This is a genomic window from Ruegeria sp. YTSC003 (genome assembly GCF_059609785.1).
In genome coordinates this window covers 149,554-167,844 of sequence record NZ_JBXWMK010000003.1, presented here as the reverse complement: position 1 = coordinate 167,844, position 18,291 = coordinate 149,554, and the positions used below count along the sequence as shown (strand labels likewise).

Here is an 18,291-nt window from a genome sequence, read left to right as displayed (position 1 = left end):
GTCAAACCTCGATCATTTTCGGGCGGCGGCGTTCAAACCAGATGACGATCATCAGACGCGTCACGAAGATCGCGGTGAAGACCGAGGTCAGAATGCCCAGACCCAACGTGATGGCAAAACCGCGCACCGGACCGCTGCCCATGGCAAACAGGATTACAGCGGTGATGAAAGTGGTCACGTTTGCGTCCAGAATGGCCGACAACGCCTTTTCATAACCCAGTTCGATCGCGCGCGCCGGGCCTCTGGCGGATTTCAGTTCTTCGCGGATACGTTCAAAGATCAGCACGTTGGCATCCACCGCCATACCAACCGTCAGTACGATACCAGCGATACCAGGCAGTGTCAGGGTCGCTCCGATCAAGGACAGCAGGCCAAACAGCAGGCCCACGTTGATGATCAGAGCGATGTTGGCAAAGATACCAAACAGGCCGTAGCTGAGCGCCATGAAAACCAGCACTGCGGCAAAGGCTACGATCGTCGCGACCTTACCGGCATCAATGCTGTCCTGACCCAATTCCGGACCAATGGTCCGTTCCTCGAGGAACTCCAGCCCCGCTGGCAAAGCACCTGCGCGCAACAGAACAGCCAGATTGGTGCTTTCTTCAACGGTGAAGTTGCCGGTGATGATGCCCGAACCGCCGGGAATGTGGCTTTGAATAACAGGGGCCGAGATGACCTCATCATCAAGAATGATTGCGAACGGCTGGCCGATATTTTCCAGCGTATAGTCGCCGAACTTGCGCGCCCCAGATGTGTTGAACCGGAAGCTGACCGCTGGGCGACCGTTCTGGTCGAAGGCTGGCTGCGCGTCCACCAGCTCTTCGCCGGTGACGACTGGGGCCGCCTCGACTGTGTAAAACAAACCGGTTTCGTCGATGGAGGGGAGGACCTGTTCGCCAATCCCCGGCACTGCGTCCGGGTTGGTACCCCGCCCCACTACGGGATTGAATGTCAGCTGAGCGGTGGTGCCGATGATCTCTTTCAGTTCACCAGCACTGCCGATACCCGGCACCTGAATAAGGATACGATCCGCACCCTGACGTTGGATCGTGGGTTCACGCGTTCCAACCTCGTCAATACGGCGGCGCACAATCTCAAGCGACTGGCGCACAGTGCGGTCGTCTGTGGCAAGTTTTTCCGCCTCTGACAGTTGAACGACGATTGTGTCGCCCTCAGCCCGTGCCTCGATATCGGTTGCACCTACACCGGTCAGGGTTTGCACCTGACGGGCCAGGCCGCGCACAACTTCAAGCGCGCGGGACATGCCCTCGGGCTGGCTGATGCGCACCCGAATCTCGTCCGGGGCCGACTCTTGTTTGCGGATGGTGCCAACCGTGGCGCGCTCATCCCGCAGTGCATCGCGAATTTCGGGCCACATGGCCTCCATCCGGGATTCGTACACATCGCCGACCTGAACTTCGGCCAACAGATGCGCACCACCGCGCAGATCGAGGCCCAGATTGACCAGCGACGACGGCAGCCAGTTCGGCCATTGCGCCGCCTCGGCCTGCATTTCGGGAGTGTCGATACCAAGCTCAATTGCGGCCTTGGCATCGTTGGATTGCTCGACGCGCGTATAAAACGCATTCGGCAGGGCAAGGATCAGACCGATCACGCAGACCAGCCAGATCAGAACCCGCTTCCAGGTATCAATTTGCAGCATTACCCTGCCTTTTCAAGGAATTGTGGCGCGAAGTTACTTCGCGGGCTCAGTCTTGTTCAGAACCTGCGCAATGGTCGACTTGACCACACGAACCTTCACACCCTCGGCGATTTCAACTTCGATCTCGTTGTCGCCTTCCTTGACCTTGGACACCTTGCCGATCATTCCACCCTGGGTGACAACCTGATCGCCGCGACGCACGGCTTCGACCATGGCCTGATGTTGCTTCATCTTTTTTTGCTGCGGACGGATCAGCAGAAAATACATGATCGCGAAGATCAGGATCAGCGGGAGAAACTGGGCGATTGCGCCACCTTCCATGGGATATTCCTTTGTTTTGGTGCTGCGGAAATGCTCCGCAAATTTGGCGGGAACCTATGCTCTGAATTGCGCCTTTGCAAGCGAAGGCAACGCTGTACACCGCCCTGACCCGGCCACAGTGCACAAAGAACAAGCCAGGCGTTGCAGATATGTCCTAGGCACCTCGCTGAAACTGGGTATAGTTCGGGTTAAGGGGGACATATGGCAAGGCAATTCAAGCCCTTCCTTTTGCTGGTTTATTTTCTGACGGCCCTGGCGTCCAGCCTTTGGTTTTCAGACGTCGTACTGGCACAGGAAACACCGACGGAGCCCCTTGCTTCTGACGGGGCGGACTCGGACAGTTTCGTGGCGCCGGTCATCGTGGACGGGGACGTATTGTTCCAGGTCCGGGGATCCAGTGCCCTGCCCGCGCCAGAGCGGGCGGAAGACGTTCAGGACAAGATCATCGAAATCGCCGAAGCCTCGGATGCACTGACGGTTGAGGTGACATACGAAGAGACCGAGTTCGGCATTTGGACTCTGGCCGATGGCGAGAGAGTTTCGATCGTCACCGAAGCCGATGCCGAGTTGGATCAGATGGAGCTTAGCGTTCTAAGCGTTTTGCACGGGAACGCGATCAAACAATCCATCGAAGACTACCGCGCCAACCGCACCGATCGGGCGCGCGTGTCCGGTGCAATTGAGGCAGTGGCATGGACCATTGGTTTTGTGGCGTTTGTGGTGGCAATCCTGTGGGTGCACCGTCGGATTCGACGGAAGACATTAAAGTTTGTCTCACTTCACCTCAAGGACGTGGAAACTGCCACAGCCAAAAGCGTTCAGGCCGAAGCGATCGCTGCGCTGGTACGATATGGGCTGAACTTCGTTCTGCTTATCATCTTCTTTCTCGGCTTTTATTACTACCTCTCGTTTGTTCTGCTGGCTTTCGCCGAAACCCGCTATTTTGCGCAGCTATTGCTGACCTATCTGACCGAGCCGGTACTGCTGATCTTCAAAGGCATTATCAGTTACATCCCCAATTTAATCATGTTGGGCCTGATTTCTTGGGTGGCGCTGTACATCATTAAGGGGATGCGGGTGTTCTTCGACGCGGTCGAAGCGGGTTCCTTCGACATGGGCGATTTCGAAAAGCACTGGGTCAGCCCAACCTTCAACATTGCCCGTGTTGTGGTGATCATGATCGCCCTGGTCTTTGCCGTTCCCTACATCCCCGGGTCCGACTCGGCGGCGTTCCAGGGATTGACGATCCTGGTGGGCGCCATGCTGTCGCTGGGTGCAAACTCTGTCGTCTCAAACATGCTAGCCGGCCTGTTCGTGATCTATCGTCGCTCGACCTCGATCGGGGACCGGATTCAGATCGGCGACCACATCGGCGATGTGGTTCAGATCAAACTGATGGAGACGCATCTGAAATCTATCAAGAACGAACTGATCTCGATCCCAAACGCGCAACTGATGAATTCGGATGTGGTGAACTTCTCGAAGAAAACGGACGGCAGCGGTCTGCTGCTGCACACCACGGTTGGCATCGGCTATGAAGAGCCGCCCGAGAAGGTCGAGGCGATGCTGATTGAGGCCGCCAACCGAACCAAAGGCATCAAGGCCAAGCCTGAACCCTTTGTTTTGTGGACCGCATTGGCGGATTACGCGATCAACTATCAGATCAACGGCTATACGACCCGTGGCAGCATCATTCCGAAAATCCGGTCAGACCTGCATCGCAATATCGTAGCCGTGTTCAATGAAAACGGTGTGCAGATCATGACGCCCTCTTACATGGCTGATCCACCTGATCCCAAGATCCCGACCGAGCATTGGGATGGCCATCTGGCGCATGAAACACACGCGGATGCCGATAAGTCGTAACCGGCGCTACACCCTGCCTTTCAGATGGTGCATAAGCGGTTTCAGTGATTCACGCATTTAAGGATCTGAACCATGCACGACATCCGCGCCATTCGCGAAAACCCCGCCGCCTTCGACGCCGCACTTGCGCGCCGTGGGGACGCGCCGGTGTCGTCAGATTTGCTAAGGTTGGACGAAAGCCGCCGGGCCAAGATTCAGGCCGCAGAAACGGCACAAGCCGAACAGAACAAGGCCAGCAAAGAAGTCGGTGCCGCCAAGGGGCGCGGCGACGAGGCTGAATTTCAACGCCTGCGCGCGCTGGTCGCGGAAAAAAAGGCCGAAATCGCCCAGATGCAGACCGAGGCCAAGGATCTGGACGCACTGCTGACTGATCAACTGATCCGCATCCCGAACCTGCCCGCCGAGGACGCGCCAGAAGGTGCGGACGAGAACGACAATGTCGAGGTCAACCGCTGGGGCACTCCGCGTGAGTTGGATTTTGCACCGAAAGAGCACTTTGAAATCGAAGCCGTTCAGAACGGCATGGATTTTGAAACGGCGGCAAAGCTGTCCGGCTCGCGCTTTGTCCTGTTGTCCGGTGGTGTTGCCCGCATTCACCGTGCGCTGGCGCAGTTCATGCTGGACACGCACATCAACGAAAACGAACTGACCGAGGTGAACGGCCCGGTTCTGGTTCTGTCCGAGATGATGCAGGGCACAGGCCAATTGCCGAAGTTTGGCGAAGACAGCTATCAGACCCGTGAAGGCTGGTGGCTGATCCCGACGTCCGAGGTGTCGCTGACCAATATCGTCAACGACACGATGATCGAAGAAAGCTATCTGCCCCGCCGCTACACCGCGCATTCCCTGTGCTTCCGGTCTGAGGCCGGATCGGCCGGCAAAGACACGCGCGGCATGTTGCGCCAGCACCAGTTCGAAAAGGTCGAAATGGTCTCGGTCACCCATCCTGACAAGTCAGATGATGAGCAGAAACGCATGCTGCGCTGTGCCGAGGGTATTCTGGAACAGCTGGGCATCCCCTATCGCACAGTGATCTTGTGCACAGGCGATATGGGCTTTGGTGCGCGCCGAACCTTTGACATCGAGGCCTGGCTCCCGGGTCAGGATACGTACCGTGAGATCAGCTCGGTCTCGACCTGTGGTGATTTTCAGGCACGTCGGATGAATGCGCGCTTCCGGCCCGAAGGTGGCGGCAAACCGGAATATGTTCACACGCTGAACGGATCGGGCCTTGCCGTTGGCCGATGCCTGATCGCAGTGCTGGAAAACGGCCAGAACGCAGACGGTACCGTCACCCTGCCCAAGGTTCTGGCCCCCTATCTGGGCGGCAAGCTGACGCTGCAACTGGACGGCACGCTGGCATAAAAAAACCGGCGGCCAACAGGGCGCCGGTTCAAGAGGGTTAAGGTCGGAGAAGGGTTACTTCTTCGCCTTTTTCTTATCCTTCTTCTTGTCTTTTTTCTTATCTTTCTTCTTGTCCGTCTTGTCGGCCTTTTTCTTTTTGTCTTTCTTTTTATCTTTCTTCGCCTTGGCCTTCACCTTGTCCTTGGCTTTCGAGAAGACGGCTTCCATCTCCTGAAGCTTTTTAGCGGCCTTTTCAGCCTTGGCTTTGGCCTTGGCCTTCTTCTTTGCCTTGGCTTCTGCCAGTTCGGCTGCGGCCTTTTCCTCAGCCGCTTTGCGCGCAGCCTCTTCCGCCCGTTTCTCGGCAGCGGCGGCGGCAATGGTCTTGCGGGTCGCTGGTCGGCGCACTGCGGGTTTTCTGGCAGGTGCGCGGCGCGTTCCTCTTTTAGCAGCAGGTTGCTTGGCGGCAGGCTTGGCCGCGGCGGGCTTGGCGGCTGCCGGTTTCGCCGCAATCGCCTCTTTCGCGGCGGCGATCAAAACGGCTGCGCGGGCTTTGCCGATACGAGGAACTTTGACCAGTGCAGCGGGGGTTGCCTTGGCAACGGCTTCAGCGGTTTTGAAACCGTTGGCGGTAAGTGACTTTCCTAGCCCCTCTCCAACGCCTTTTATTGCGGTCACTGCGGTCATTCTTTGTCCTTTCCGATTTTCCCTGCATTATCTTATGTATACCAGAAACACGCTCTCACAAGCCAGTGCTCAGAGTTGCAGGTCATTTGTGTCAGCTACTGTGTGCAAGGTTACCGGATTGATCTTTTCCGGGAAACGGAACAAGCCGCTTGGCGTCTTCGTCCCACAGTTTCAGGTTCAAAGCCGCGACTGCCTCGGGGAATTTGATCCGGCGCGGCGTGAATTCGGGCGGTAGGTTATAGTGGCATGCACGCAGCCGATATGACGGAATACGCGCATTGAAATGGTGGATGTCGTGCAGCGTGATGCAGGCAACCGCATTGTCGAACCACCACCCGAAATCCAGCGCCGATGATCCCTGCAGCGCGGCCAGTTGCGGGTCCAGATCCGGACGGCGATCCCAATACGTGTCCTCGAAATTGTGCTGTAGATAGACCAGAAAAACACCCAGCATCCCGCCCAACAAAGAGAATACCAACCACACCAGAATACCCATGGTGCCGGCGATCAAATACAGAAGGCCAAGAAATACGATGATCGACAAGTTGTGTAGCAATACGCCCTTCACGCCAAACCGAACCGTGTTCTTGGGCCACCGGTAGCGGATGAAATACGTGAACAGCGCCCCAGCCGGAACCAGGATGAAGGGATTTCGGTAGAGCCTGTAAAACAAGCGCCCTTTCCAATCCGCCTTGTTCCATTCCCGCACGGTCATTGTGTGGATTTCGCCCGTCTCGCGGTGCTCGAGATTGCCGATACCGGCGTGGTGCAGGTTGTGATTCTGTTTCATCACCTCGAAAGGCGCAAAGGTGAACGGCGAAAGCCCGTGCCCCGCCCACTCGTTTTGGTGACGTGTTTCAAACAGCGAGTGATGCCCGCAATCGTGCTGAAGCACGTACAGGCGCACCGCCGAAAAGGCAAAGACGACCCCGGCCGGGATCATGACATACCAGCGATCCACAAAGGCAATCGCCAGCGCTAGCGATGTGAAATACATCGCGAAGGTTCCAAAATAGCTCAGCGCGGCCAATCTGTTGTCCTGAACCGCGTATTGCCGAGTGTATTCCCTCAGATCCATCCAGCCGCTCCTCACGTTGGTCAGGTCCAATGGTTGTCAAAAACTGGTGCGGAAGCTCCGCGTGAAATTACGCGCGCACAAAACAGATGCACGCCAGTGAATGCTAGCGTGGGGAATTGGGGCTGTCACGCCCCTCAGCCGAAAATGCTGAAAATTGGCGCAGTTACGCGCGACCCTTGAGATGTTTGGCCAAGGCACCCGCGTTTTTCTTACGGCGTCCCTTGTACGGGTTCTTGTCCCCCTGTCCGCGCAAAGTCAGGCGGATCGGAGTACCGGGCATGTCAAAAGATTCGCGCAGACCGTTGACCAGATACCGGGTGTAACTGGCTGGCATTTTGTCAGGATGCGAACACATGACAACAAAGCCCGGCGGACGGGTTTTGGCCTGTGTCATGTAACGCAGCTTGATCCGGCGACCTTGCGGGGCTGGCGGCGGGTGCTGTTCCAACATGGCCGTCAGCCAGCGGTTCAGCGCGGCCGTCGGCACACGGCGGTTCCAAATGTCATGGGCCCGCAGAATCGCGGCGCGCAGGCGCTCTAGCCCCCGGCCCGTTTTTGCCGAGACCGTCACCAGCGGTGCGCCACGCAATTGAGGCAGCAAGCGCTCGAACGACTCTTTCAGATCCCGCAGCTTTTCCTGTTTATCTTCTTCGATGTCCCATTTGTTGATGGCGACAACAACGGCACGACCCTCGCGCTCGGCCAGATCGGCAATACGCAGGTCCTGCTGTTCGAAGGGAATGGCCGCATCCAGCAGAACCACCACCACTTCGGCAAATTTCACGGCACGCAGACCATCCGAGACTGAAAGCTTTTCAAGCTTTTCCTGCACCTTGGCTTTTTTGCGCATACCGGCGGTATCAAAGATACGCATCGGTGTGCTGTCTCCGTCCGGGTCGGCCCAATCGATCCGCAGACTGATGGCATCGCGCGTAATACCGGCCTCTGGCCCGGTCAGTAGGCGGTCTTCGCCAATGATCTTGTTGATCAATGTGGATTTACCGGCATTCGGGCGGCCAACAACTGCCACCTGCAACGGCTTTTCAGCGCTGATCAGGGGCGTCTCGCCCTCGCCGTCCTCATCCAGTTCGATATCGGTTTCCGGTGCATCCTCGACCGCCTTTTCCTCAGCGGCATCGGCCAATGGCATAAGCTGGGAATAAAGATCGGTCATTCCCTCGCCATGCTCGCCCGACAGGCGCACCGGCTCACCCAGGCCAAGGTTATAGGCTTCAAGCACACCCGCATCCGCTGCGTTTCCTTCGGCCTTGTTGGCCGCGAGGATCACGTGTTTGGAACGTTTGCGCAGAATCTCGGCAAACAGTTCGTCGGTCGGCGTGACCCCAACGCGCGCGTCAATCATGAACAGACAGACATCTGCCATGTCCACCGCACGCTCGGTCAGGCGGCGCATGCGGCCCTCAAGGCTGTCGTCGGTCGCGTCCTCAAGCCCCGCAGTGTCGATCACGGTAAAGCGCAGATCCCCCAGACGCCCTTGGCCTTCGCGCAGGTCGCGCGTCACGCCGGGCTGGTCGTCGACCAAAGCCAGACGTTTGCCCACAAGGCGATTGAACAGGGTGGATTTGCCCACATTCGGGCGCCCCACGATGGCGAGGGTCAGCGACATGATACTCAACTTTCAAGACTCAGACGCGCCCTTTAGCGCATCTTGTGGTCAACGGAAAGCGTGCAAATCACCTTTGGTCGACACGACGTACAGTGTTTGGCCCGCCACAACCGGTGCCGTGGTCGCGCCACCTGGCACTTCGACACGGTTCACCAGTGCTCCGTCAACAGGGCTGAAGAACCGAACATAGCCATCGTTCGAGGCGATGACGATGCGCCCACCCGCCATGATCGGACCATAATGCGCGTAGACCGCCCCCCGGCGTCCCGGCTTATCCTTGACAAAACCCGGCAGGTCCTGCGCCCAAACAATCGCTCCGGTCGCGGCGTCTAATCGGACCAGTTGGCTGCGATCACTGATCAGGAAAATGCTGTTGCCAGCGGCCCAGACCGTATCGACGGCCCCTTCGTCCGCGGTCCACATCCGTTCGCCCGAATTGGCGTCAAACGCGACCGTGCGCCCGGAATGGTTGCCGATATAGATTTTATCACCCACCACCATCGGTCCGCCGGTCACATCAACGATCTGCGCCGCCGCACGTCCGCGACGTCCCCCGGCCACTGATGCGTTCCAGCGGCGAATACCCCCACGACGGAAGGTCGCTGCGACATCACCCGAGCCAAAGGCGAACACGGAAAAATCTGATGCTATCACTGGCGCCGGCGCACCCAGAACGTTTCCAACGCTTGGGGTGCCCTGAATTTGCCAGGCAATGCGGCCGTCCTTGGTGTTGACCGCCCAGCCAGTTTCGTCACCAGCCACCAGATACAGCAGACCGTTGCTGACCAAAGGCGCGCCGCTGCCGGTCGCGTTCAACCTTTTCTGCCAACGAACTGCACCGGTTTTGGCATCCAGCGCTGTCAGGCGGCCGTATCCGGAAGACACATAAAGCACACCGTTGTCATAGGCCATGCCGCCACCCGTGGCATCCGAGTCGCCATCACTTGGCGGAATAAGATCGGTGTTCCAAACGACCTGCCCTTGCGGCGACACGGCAGACACCGTTGCGCCGGCATCAAGCGTATAGATCAACCCGCCCGCAACAACGGGATCAGCCGTGATCCGCTGCTTGCGCGAGTCACCCTGTCCGATTGAAGCGGACCAAATGCGCTGCGGTGTTGCGCGCAACTGTGCATTGGTCGTCCGGAACGCGGCCGTGCCCGGGCTTTGCGGCCAACTCGCGTTGGCTCTTTGCGCCGGAAGGCTGATCGGTTTTGAGCCGCGGGTTTCCACCGTTTCGGTATCGGCAGCAGGTCGGATATCTTCCCGCGGTCCCGGCAAGATAACCTCGGGTTCCCGACAGGCGGCGACCAAGGTCAATGAAAGGGCTGCCATCGGCAATCCAATACGGGAGAATAGACTTGCTACCATGATATTCCGAACTCGCCTGTAAGTTTTCCTGCCGCCACCAGATCAGCCCTGTTGGGCGATCAGCGGCTCTGGTTCGCCACCCAGTGCTACAATCAACTGAGCCGCACGCTGTTGCAAATCCACGCCAACCTCAGCGTCCTGACGCAAAGCTTGAAGCCGCGTGATGGCCGCGTCAACATTGCCCTCGGACACATCAATCAGGGCCAATTGTTCTTCGGCAAGCAACCGCAGCGGAGCGCCCGGCGCGGCCAGCGCTTCGAACTGAAGACGACGATCGGCTGCGGGCAAAGTGTCGCTCTGCAGCAGCAGCGCCTTAAAAGCCGCGATCGCGCGGTAGATTTCCGGCAGATCCCCTTGGGACGTAATGGCATTCAGGCTGGCAACCGCATCCTGCTCCGATCCGGCCTCAATCTGAGAAGCCGACAACAGCATGTTAAGAACCGCATCCCCACCCGGCGATTGCGTTTCGACAGCGGCAAGACTGGCTGCACGGTCATCCGACTGATTCTGTGCCAGCGCCGCCAGGATTGAATCACCCAAATCCTGCGCCTGACTGGTTGCGCGCGACTTGCGGACTTCATTGAACGCAGCACCGCCCACGATCAGGACAACCACAAGCACACCGACCCAACCCCATCTGCGCAATAGCAAGAACAGGCGGTCCCGGCGTACCTCTTCGGTCACCTCATCAATAAAACTGTCGACGTCGCTCATCCCTGCCCTCCGGGGCTGCATCCTTGGTGTATGGCGCCATGTCATACCCCGGCGCAATCGCCAAGCCAAGAGCCCGATTTTTTACAATCCAACCCGTGGCCTGCCCTCTTGTAGAAAAAAATAAACCGAACTATTCAGTTTAGTGTGGAAACGATACATAATCGTCCCCACTTTCTAGCATGACCGCAAAAAAAATGTGGCGCAGAATTCTGGGAGTAGTCCTGCATGCGATTGATTTCATTAGCAAACGCCGCTTTGGTTATTGTTGTTTTGTTTTTTTTGGTTTTCGAACGGGACAGCCTGTTCTCTTTCGCCGGGCGCGCGGAAGCCGAGGCCAGCCCTGAGGTTGCCAGCGAATCTGGCGAAGTCGTGGACGTGGATCAGGCGACGATTGGCGTCGTTGCCGTTAGGTCAACTGCACGTGAAATTGACAGCGCCGTGTTGTTGCGGGGCCAGACCAAGGCCAATCGCCAGGTCGAAGTTCTGGCCGAAACCACATCGACGGTCATCTCAGAACCCAAGCGCAAAGGCACGTTTGTCGAAGCCGGCGATCTTCTGTGCGAGCTTGACCCAGGCACCCGCCCCGCCAGTTTGGCCGAAGCGAAGGCTGCCAAGTTAGAGGCGGAAAGCCGCATTCCAGAAGCCGAAGCCCGCCTGGAAGAGGCACATGCGCGTGTCGCCGAGGCCGAGATCAACCTGACGGCTGCGAATAAACTGTCCGACTCCGGGTTTGGATCTGAGACACGCAGAATCTCAAGCGAGGCGGCGATGAGAACCGCCGAGGCCGGTATCAAGACCGCCGAAGCCGGTCTTGAGGCCACCCGCGCCGGGATCGAAGCCGCAACTGCCGAGGTCAAAGCCGCGGAACGCGAAATCGATCGCCAGACGATCACAGCACCCTTCAAGGGATTGTTGGAAAGCGATACCGCAGAATTGGGCAGCTTGATGCAGCCCGGTGCGCTATGCGCGACCGTTATCCAACTGGACCCGATCAAGCTGGTGGGTTTTGTGCCAGAAACCGAGGTTAACCGCATCATCGTCGGAACCGAAGCCACGGCGCAGTTGGTCACTGGCCTGCAGGTTTCTGGTCGTGTGACATTCCTGAGCCGCTCGGCCGATGAAACAACCCGCACGTTCGAGGTCGAAATCACTGTTCCGAACCCGGAACTGGCCATTCGGGACGGCCAAACCGCCGACATCCGCATTTCGGCCGCCGGGGCCAAGGCGCATTTCCTGCCGCAATCGGCACTGACCCTGAGCAATAACGGTCAACTCGGTGTCCGCACCATTGGCCAGAGCAACGTGGTCGATTTCCAGCCCGTCGTTCTTCTGCGTGATTCAGCCGAAGGCGTTTGGGTCGGCGGCCTGCCCGAAACATTGGACGTGATCGTCATCGGGCAAGAGTTCGTGACCCGCGGCGTCACAGTTGAACCCACATATCGGGAAGCTTCGAAATGACTGGAATCGTCAGTTGGGCCGCCGGCCGGGCCAGAATGGTTCTGGCCTTCATCGCCATCTCATTGGTGGTTGGCGGCTTTGCCTATGTCAGCCTGCCGAAAGAAGGCGAGCCCGACATTGAAATCCCTGCCCTGTTTGTCTCGGTTCAGTTTCCGGGCATCTCAGCCGAGGACTCGGAAAATCTGTTGGTCAAACCAATGGAGACCGAACTTGCTGACCTAGATGGGCTGAAAGAGATGACCTCGACCGCCGCCGAAGGGTATGCGGGCGTGGCGCTGGAGTTCGATTTCGGCTGGGACAAGACCGCGATCATGGCTGATGTGCGCGACGCGATGAACAGCGCGCAGGCCGAATTCCCCGACGGAGCCGAGCAATACTCGCTGACCGAGATCAATTTCTCAGAGTTCCCAATCGTTATCGTCAACCTGACGGGTGCAGTCCCCGAGCGCACTATGGCGCGAGTCGCCAAGGCGTTGCAGGACGACCTTGAGGCGATGGATTCGGTGCTCGAAGCCGGTATCGCGGGCAACCGCGACGAATTGCTTGAGGTCATTATCGACCCTCTTCGGCTTGAGGCATACAACGTCACCGCCGCCGAGCTTATCGACGTTGTGCGTAACAACAATCAGCTGATCGCTGCCGGTGAGGTCGAAACCGCACAGGGCACATTCTCGGTCAAGATCCCCTCTTCCTTCAAAACCGCGCAGGATGTTTATGGCCTGCCGGTCAAAGTGAATGGCGACCGGGTCGTCACCCTGGGGGAATTGGCGCAGATCAACTATACCTTTGAGGACCGCGAAGGCACTGCCCGTTTCAACGGCGAACAAACCGTCGCGTTGCAGGTGGTCAAGCGCAAGGGCTACAACCTGATCGACACAGTCGAGGGTGTGAAACAAACCATTGCCGCTGCGCAGGCCAAATGGCCGCCCGAGATGCAGGCCGCAATCCAGCTGGGCACCTCGAACGACCAAAGCCGCATCGTCGGTTCGATGGTCAGCCAGCTCGAAGGCTCGGTTCTGACGGCCATCGCACTGGTGATGATCGTTGTTCTGGCCTCTTTGGGCACACGCGCGGCATTGCTGGTGGGTTTTGCGATCCCGACCTCATTCCTGCTGTGTTTCGCCTTCCTGGCAGTCATGGGCATCAGCATCTCGAACATCGTGATGTTCGGCCTGATCCTTGCAGTGGGTATGCTCGTCGACGGGGCCATTGTTGTTGTGGAATACGCTGACCGGCGCATTAAAGAGGGCGTTGGCCCGATGCACGCCTATGTCGAGGCTGCGCAGCGCATGTTCTGGCCTATCGTGTCATCCACAGCCACAACCCTATGTGCCTTCCTGCCGATGCTGTTTTGGCCGGGTGTCCCGGGTGAATTCATGGGCATGCTGCCTGTCACGCTGATCTTCGTTCTGTCTGCCTCGTTGATCGTTGCACTGATCTATCTGCCTGTCATGGGCGGTGTTTCGGGACGTCTGAGCCGGGTTTTTGACCGCACATCTGACTGGCTGCGCGCGCGCACCCGGTGGTGGGTTCGTGCGGTTATGGTGCCGCCATCGCTGTACCTGATCTTCCTTGGTGCGATGCAACTGCTGAATCCGACCTATCTGTTGCCCGAAGGCGCATTCGGAGCAGTTCTGCTTGGTGCCTTCCTGTTCATTTTTGGAGCATTTGCTGGTTCTGTTACGTTGAGTGCCGCCAAAATAGAACGCGCACCAGATCAGCATGTACATACAGCGCGCGAACACACCCCCTTTGGCTATGTCATCAAGTTCCTGGTCGGCAACCCGATCATGCCGATTGTTTCGATTGTCGTCATTGGCTTCGCCGTGATGTCAGTCATGACCGCATTTGGGAACAACAATCGGGGTGTAGAGTTCTTCGTCGAAAGCGAACCCGAGCAAGCCACGGCCTATGTTCGTGCACGTGGCAACATATCACTGGTCGAAAAGGACCAGATGGTACTGGCGGCCGAAGAAATTATCAGCGCACATCCCGCAGTCGTGAACGTGTTTTCCTTTGCCGGAGAAGGCGGGCTCAACCAAAACAATGGAGGTGCGCAAGCACCGGCAGACACTGTCGGTCGCGTCCAGTTCGAAATCATCCCGTGGGAAGACCGGCCCAACGTGTCCGAACCGATCTTCGGCGGGTTGATCGACCGTGAAACGGTTGCCCCGGAATATGACGGTGACTTCGTGCTCGATCAGTTGAACGCCGAACTTGCGAAGATTCCGGGCTTCATCGTGGAAATCCTGCCCCTGGAACAGGGCCCGGCCTCGGCCAAACCCGTTCATTTGCGCATCAAGGCGGACGGCTGGGAAGAACTGAACTCAGCCACTGCTGCGGCCCGTAAGATGTTCGATGAAACACCCGGCCTGATCAAGATCGAAGACACCCTGCCCTTGCCCGGCATCGACTGGCAAATCGACGTGGATGTTGCCAAAGCGGGTCGTTTCGGCGCGGATGTGGCAACCGTCGGCGCGATGGTGCAACTGGTCACGCGCGGGCTGCTGCTGGGCGAAATGCGCCCCGACAGCGTGGACGAGGAAATCGAAATCCGCGTTCGCCTGCCCGACGAAGATCGGGTTTTGTCGACTCTGGATACGCTCAAAGTGCGTACACCAGATGGGCTGGTGCCTTTGTCGAACTTTGTCACCCGCAAGCCAGTGGCCAAACTGGCCGAGATCAACCGGATCAACCAGCAGCGTTACTATGACGTGAAGGCCGACGTTGAACCGGGCCTGAGCAAAGTTGTGATGGATAACGCGGATGGCACGGAACAGCGGCTGGCGGTCGTGCGCGGCGTCGTGGAAGGTACAGAACCCACAGGCGCGATCATCACTGGACCGACCGGCAACAATTTTGAGCTTGTAATGTTGACGGGTGCGGAAGATGTCGATGCAGTGCGCGCCGATCTGGAATCTGGAAACGCCCGGATTAGCCTGATCAACCCCAACGAACGCATTGCCGTGCTGACCGAGTGGCTTGAAACCAATCCCTTCGGCAGCACCGTCAGTTGGGAATGGACCGGCGATCAGGAAGATCAGGCAGAAAGCCAGGCTTTCCTGTCCAGCGCTTTCTTGGCTGCTTTAGGCCTGATGTTTGTGATCCTGCTGGCGCAGTTCAACTCGTTCTACAACTCGGTGCTGGTTCTGCTGGCTGTTGTGCTTTCGACCACCGGCGTTTTGATCGGGATGATGGTCATGCAGCAGCCTTTCTCGATCATCATGACCGGGACAGGGATTGTGGCCTTGGCGGGGATCGTGGTGAACAACAACATTGTTCTGATCGATACCTATCAGGAATACAGCCGGTATATGCCCCGGATCGAAGCGATCATCCGCACGGCAGAGGCGCGTATCCGCCCGGTTCTGCTAACCACCCTGACCACGATGGCCGGTTTGACGCCGATGATGTTCGGATTGTCGCTGGACTTCATCAATGGCGGCTATTCTATCGACAGCCCAACTGCGCTGTGGTGGAAACAGCTGGCTACGGCGGTTGTGTTTGGGCTGGGTATTGCAACGGTTCTGACCCTGATTGTGACGCCATCGTTCCTGGCGCTGCGGGTGTGGGTCACCACCTATGCGGTATGGCTGGCCAAGGCGCTGGCACGGGCCACTGCAGGTCGTTCCAGCCAAATCGCCCAGGATATGGCTGTTGGTCACGCTGCCCGTCAGGTACAGGCCACCGAGGTTGTCTGGGGGGATGAGACGCCGACTGCGCCCGCACCGGATGCAGGCAAAGATGAGCGTCCCGATCACCCGCCAACGTCACCCCTAAAGGCGGCCGAGTAATGCAAATGGCGAACCGCAAGGTTCGCCATTTTTCTTCTCCAGGACTTAGTCTCTAAGACTTAATCGGTGAATACATATTCACCCAAATCACACAGGTTCAGACCGAAGTCTTCAGCCGACGACCCATCGTCGAACGCCCCCCGAATATCGTAGACACATGTGGTCAGGCCATCCGCGATGACAACATCGATTTCGTAATCGGGCGCGACATAGCCACCGCTCAGCAGGTTCCCCTCCCAGCTGCCGGAAGACGCAGGTGAGACATTGAACTCGACCAGATCCGCGCTGGATTCATTCACAACCAGAAATTCAAGATCCTCGGCAAATGCCGAAGTCGCCATAAGAACAGTTGCGGCCAAGGCTGCTGCTGCACGCATTTTCATTAGATATTCCTTTGATTAAGGTCCGGCCAAAGAACCTGGCACCGTGACTTTAGGTGATTTGTCACCAAGGAAAATGAACGTCAAATTAAACCTGCGGGAATGAACGCATTTTTGCAGTGCTGTTCTGCCCGGCCTCAGGAATTACCCTCATGACCGGATCAGGCCGCGTCCGCTTGCTGGCGACTCCAGAGCTGCGCGTAACGGCCCTCGCGCTGCAAAAGCTGGTCATGGGTGCCTTGTTCAAGGATTTCTCCGCGTTCCAGAACAACAATACGGTCCGCTTCGGCAATGGTGCTCAGGCGGTGCGCGATCGTCAGCACGGTCCGTCCCTCACCAGCCCGCGCCAACGCGTCCTTGATGTCCTGTTCGGTATCTGTGTCCAGCGCCGAGGTCGCCTCATCCAACAGCAGGATCGGCGGATTCTTCAGAAGGGTGCGCGCAATGCCCACCCGTTGTTTCTCGCCACCCGACAGCTTCAGGCCCCGTTCGCCTACCTTGGTGTCATAACCTTCGGGCAACGTCACGATGAAGTCGTGGATCTGTGCCGCTTTGGCTGCGGCTTCGACCTCATCCTGAGTGGCCCCGTCCCGGCCATAAGCGATGTTGTACCGGATCGTATCATTAAACAGCACCGTGTCCTGCGGCACGACACCGATGGCTGAGTGCAGGCTGTTCAGGGTCACGTCGCGCACGTCCTGCCCGTCGATCTTCAACGCGCCCCCGGTGACATCGTAGAACCGGAACAGCAAGCGGCCTATCGTTGACTTACCCGAACCTGTGGCACCGACAATTGCAACAGTCTGACCAGCAGGTACCGTCAGCGACACACCTTTGAGGATCTCGCGGTCCGCATCATAACCAAAGCGCACATTGTCCAATGCCACCTCACCACCACTGACCACCAGATCTGGCGCGCCGGGCTTGTCCTGCACCTCGGTCGGTTGTTCCAGCAAGTCGAACATCTGCCCCATATCCACCAGCGATTGGCGGATTTCCCGGTAGACAGTGCCCAGAAAGTTCAGCGGCACGGTGATCTGGATCATATAGGCGTTGACCATGACGAAATCGCCGACGGTCAGCGTTCCCTGTTGCACCCCCATGGCCGCCAGAACCATCACGCCGATCAGCCCGCAAGTGATCAGAAGGGACTGACCGAAATTCAGGAAGGCCAGCGAATACGCCGTTTTAAGCGCAGCCCCGGCATAGGCCTTCATCGACACATCATACCGTGCCGCCTCGCGCGATTCAGCATTGAAATACTTGACGGTTTCAAAGTTCAGCAGGCTGTCGATGGCACGTTGATTGGCCTCAGTATCCTGATCGTTCATTTCGCGGCGCAACTTCACGCGCCATTCCGTCACCGCAAAGGTGAACCAGATGTACAGCGCGATGGTGACAGCAACGACAACCAGATACCAGACGTCGAACAGCCACATCAGGATGATCGCGACCAACAGCAGTTCCAGGATCAGCGGACCAATCGAAAACAGCAAAAAGCGCAACAGGAATTCCACGCCTTTCACACCACGCTCGATAATCCGGCTAAGCCCTCCGGTGCGACGCGTCACGTGGTAACGCATGGATAGTTGGTGGATATGCTGGAACGTCTCCAACGCCAGCGCGCGCAAGGCCCGCTGCCCCACCGGAGCAAAGGCCGCATCGCGAAGCTGCTGGAAGCCGACGGTCATCATCCGCGCGACGCCATAAGCCACCGTCAGACCAATAGCACCCAACGCAAGCGGCGGTACGCCCTCACCCGCCAAACTATCAACTGCGCCCTTGTAAAGGATCGGAGTATAGACCGCGATAAGCTTGGCCAAAACAAGCATGCCCATGGCCAGAACGACGCGTCGTTTTACCCAAGGCTCGTCCTCGGGCCACATATAGGGCGCAACTTTCCGGATCGTGCGCCAGCCAGAGCTGCGTTCGTCGGACGTGGGCGTATCGGCTGATGTCATTGGCGCTGCTCGTCTCATCACGTACCTGAT

Annotated in this window: 13 protein-coding genes; 4 read left to right on the top strand and 9 right to left on the bottom strand. The window is 58.0% G+C overall.

Translation table 11 applies throughout. The features are described 5' to 3' along the window. Nucleotide 1: 1 nt before the first annotated feature. Together secD and yajC are read right to left on the bottom strand one after the other, a co-directional pair. On the bottom strand, nt 2-1,663 hold the full coding sequence (gene secD, locus AC2FFH_RS07805; protein WP_496766946.1) for a protein translocase subunit SecD: 1,662 nt from the start codon (nt 1,661-1,663) through the stop codon (nt 2-4). A 33-nt stretch (nt 1,664-1,696) separates the two neighbouring features. Further along, nucleotides 1,697-1,984, bottom strand: a complete 288-nt coding sequence (gene yajC, locus AC2FFH_RS07800; RefSeq protein ID WP_058274044.1) for a preprotein translocase subunit YajC — start codon at nt 1,982-1,984, stop codon at nt 1,697-1,699. 201 nt (nt 1,985-2,185) lie between these two features. On the opposite strand from yajC, the gene AC2FFH_RS07795 reads away from it, so the two are divergent. Continuing rightward, nucleotides 2,186-3,850, top strand: coding sequence for a mechanosensitive ion channel family protein (locus tag AC2FFH_RS07795; protein ID WP_496766945.1), 1,665 nt, complete (start codon nt 2,186-2,188; stop codon nt 3,848-3,850). 72 nt (nt 3,851-3,922) lie between these two features. Beyond that, a complete protein-coding gene (serS, locus tag AC2FFH_RS07790; RefSeq protein WP_496766944.1) occupies nt 3,923-5,215 on the top strand; it encodes a serine--tRNA ligase in 1,293 nt (430 codons plus the stop codon). A 54-nt stretch (nt 5,216-5,269) separates the two neighbouring features. Here serS and AC2FFH_RS07785 read toward each other — a convergent pair whose 3' ends face one another. The 5 genes from AC2FFH_RS07785 to AC2FFH_RS07765 form a co-directional block, all read right to left on the bottom strand. After that, a complete protein-coding gene (locus tag AC2FFH_RS07785) occupies nt 5,270-5,878 on the bottom strand; it encodes a helix-hairpin-helix domain-containing protein (protein WP_496766943.1) in 609 nt (202 codons plus the stop codon). A 91-nt stretch (nt 5,879-5,969) separates the two neighbouring features. Beyond that, the gene (locus tag AC2FFH_RS07780) at nt 5,970-6,956 is read right to left on the bottom strand and encodes a fatty acid desaturase (protein ID WP_496766942.1); all 987 of its coding nucleotides are present in this window, start codon (nt 6,954-6,956) and stop codon (nt 5,970-5,972) included. Nucleotides 6,957-7,119: 163 nt separating this feature from the next. Next, entirely contained in the window at nt 7,120-8,583 is a 1,464-nt protein-coding gene (der, locus tag AC2FFH_RS07775) for a ribosome biogenesis GTPase Der (RefSeq protein ID WP_496740460.1), read from the bottom strand. A 48-nt stretch (nt 8,584-8,631) separates the two neighbouring features. Continuing rightward, complete coding sequence (locus tag AC2FFH_RS07770; RefSeq protein WP_496782611.1) at nt 8,632-9,954, bottom strand: PQQ-like beta-propeller repeat protein; 1,323 nt, start codon at nt 9,952-9,954, stop codon at nt 8,632-8,634. A gap of 42 nt (nt 9,955-9,996) precedes the next feature. Further along, a complete protein-coding gene (locus AC2FFH_RS07765) occupies nt 9,997-10,668 on the bottom strand; it encodes a hypothetical protein (protein ID WP_496782609.1) in 672 nt (223 codons plus the stop codon). A 225-nt stretch (nt 10,669-10,893) separates the two neighbouring features. Between AC2FFH_RS07765 and AC2FFH_RS07760 the strand changes: the two genes are divergently transcribed. Together AC2FFH_RS07760 and AC2FFH_RS07755 are read left to right on the top strand one after the other, a co-directional pair. Then, the gene (locus tag AC2FFH_RS07760; RefSeq protein WP_496844154.1) at nt 10,894-12,126 is read left to right on the top strand and encodes an efflux RND transporter periplasmic adaptor subunit; all 1,233 of its coding nucleotides are present in this window, start codon (nt 10,894-10,896) and stop codon (nt 12,124-12,126) included. Further along, entirely contained in the window at nt 12,123-15,920 is a 3,798-nt protein-coding gene (locus AC2FFH_RS07755; RefSeq protein ID WP_496844153.1) for an efflux RND transporter permease subunit, read from the top strand. The genes AC2FFH_RS07760 and AC2FFH_RS07755 overlap by 4 nt, the downstream gene beginning before the upstream one ends. 59 nt (nt 15,921-15,979) lie before the next feature. Here the strand turns inward: AC2FFH_RS07755 and AC2FFH_RS07750 are convergent, their stop codons facing one another. Both AC2FFH_RS07750 and AC2FFH_RS07745 read right to left on the bottom strand, forming a co-directional pair. Beyond that, nucleotides 15,980-16,303 (bottom strand): hypothetical protein, encoded by a 324-nt coding sequence (locus AC2FFH_RS07750; protein WP_496844152.1) that lies wholly within the window; start codon nt 16,301-16,303, stop codon nt 15,980-15,982. Nucleotides 16,304-16,461: 158 nt separating this feature from the next. Further along, nucleotides 16,462-18,261, bottom strand: a complete 1,800-nt coding sequence (locus tag AC2FFH_RS07745; protein ID WP_496844151.1) for an ABCB family ABC transporter ATP-binding protein/permease — start codon at nt 18,259-18,261, stop codon at nt 16,462-16,464. Nucleotides 18,262-18,291: the final 30 nt, after the last annotated feature.